At 63.6% G+C, this 2,058-nt stretch carries 1 protein-coding gene; it reads right to left on the reverse strand.

What is annotated here, in order from left to right:
* The coding region (locus WBQ70_RS13650) for a DUF5979 domain-containing protein (RefSeq protein ID WP_423915165.1) at nt 1-2,058 on the reverse strand (2,058 nt) is incomplete at both ends.

A 2,058-nucleotide genomic window follows, 5' to 3' on the forward strand; every position in this document is an offset into this window, starting at 1 on the left:
AGTCACTGTCGTCTGAGATCTGTTTGCGGATGTCGAACGTGCCGACGATCGGCTGAGTGCCGTGCGTGACCGTCGCCGCTGCGGCAGTGGTCTCGTCTGAGAGCGTGACCTGACCCGTGGTGTCATCCTGAGGATCGGCGGGCGACCACGTGACATCGGTCCATTCGAGACTCGACGGCACTCCTGTGACATCGGTCTCTTCGAGGGTGATGACGGTGCCGAGCGGGAACTCTACCGGCGCACCGGACTCTTCTGGGCTCCCGGTCCAGTCGTTGTCCTGCGTGAGCTCGATCGTGCCGGTCTCGCTATCGGGATCAGTCCAGGTGACCGTGATGACGACGTCAGCCAACTGCGCGTCATCGGGGTCGACGCCGCTGAACAGCTTCGTCACCTCGAATGTGCCGGTCTTTTGCTCGGTGTCATTCGTCGCGACGAGCGCGATGGTGCCTTCCGACGAGACCGTGAAGGTCGCCGACTGACCGTCAGTCGAGGTGATGCCGTCGCCGCTCCAGCTGGTGAACGTCATCTGCATGTCGACCGGCAGACCCGTGGGCGTGCCTTCGGTCACCGTGACTTCAGTGCCTGCCGGAAGTTGGGGCGAAGTGACTGTGAAGTCATTCGCCTGGGTCAGATGAGCGGTGCCGACAACCTCGGTGTCGGTCACCAGATCGGTGTAGCTGTATTCGACCGGGATGTCGACCGACGCGTACTCTTCGGCCGTCAGGTCGTCGAAGTAGCCGGTGACCTCTTTGGTCAGAGAGAAAGTGCCAAGGTCGTTGGTCAACTCGTTCGACAGCGCCACCTGCAGCGGCTCGTCCTCACCATCAACATCGATCGTCACCGTGGCCGTGCCGTCTTGGTTGACGACCACTGCCGGTGGTGCCGCTGACCAGGTGCCACCGGTCCACACCACGCCCGGAGGCAAGTTGGTGGGCGCCACCTCTGAGAGCGTCACCTCTGTTCCCACGGGGAAGCTGAGTGCCGGCTCGGGAGCAGGCGTACCGTCTCCGGTCACCGTGAACGATCCTGAAGTCGCATTGCTCGCGACGTCGGGCTCGTCTGACGTCCAGTTGACCGTGTAGATCGCGGCGGATGCTGCTTCAGTCGCTTCTTCATCACCCGTGACGGTCTTCACCACCTGGAACGACCCGTAGGAGTTCGTGATGCCGACGCTCAGCACGGTGTCTTCTGCTTGCGGGCTGATGACGACGAGCGCCTGGCTTGGGTCGCTCGGATCGGCAGGGTCGTACGTGACGGCCTCATCGGGGAGCGACGGGTCAGTTTCGGCCAGCGTCAGAACGTAGCCGAAGGGCAAGTCCTGTCCCGCCGCAACAGGGGTGCCAGGAGTGAGCGCATAACTGGTCTTGGTGACCTGCGGGTCAGAAGGGCCGGCTGCTGCAAGTCGGTCATCGCCGCGGAAGTTGACCGCTTCAGTGACGGTCGCCGTGTATGTCGTGCTCGGAGGGCCATTGCCTACAACGGTCTTTTCGACCTCGAAGGTCGATGTTCCGTACCAGCCAGCGTCGTAGGTGTGGTCGTTGGCACCGGGGCCACCGACGGACACGCCGACGTAACCGTTGGCGACATCGGGGTCAGAGTCGTTGACCGATGTCGCGGCAGAGCCCGCCTGAACCGTGCGCTCGAGGTCGCCCCAGGTCATCGAGACGAACCCTGCGTTATCTGCGTTGGGCCCTTCGAGCTCGACGGGATCGGTGGCGGCGTTGCCGCCGGTCTCACCCACCGCGGGGAAGACCACGACGTAGTCACCATCGGTCGTAAACGAGACCGCCAGATGTCCGTCACACGGGACCTCAGAGAGGCGGGGTTCATCGGAACGGAAGTAGTAGGTACCAGGCTGGCCGTCGGTCGTCTCCGTCGTCGTCTCGCCGATCTTGCATACCGGAACGTTCGGTGCGTTCGGGTTAGCCGACCAGAGCTCAACCGGAGCGCCATTGATTCCGGGCTCGTCAGGGTCTTGGCGACCGTTGAGGTCGGCATCGAGCCAGACTCGGTTGCCGATCTCGACCGGCGAGGCGACGCCGAGCAGCGCGACCGAGC

Source organism: Flavobacterium sp. (assembly GCF_049590715.1).
Lineage (GTDB): Bacteria > Bacteroidota > Bacteroidia > Flavobacteriales > Flavobacteriaceae > Flavobacterium.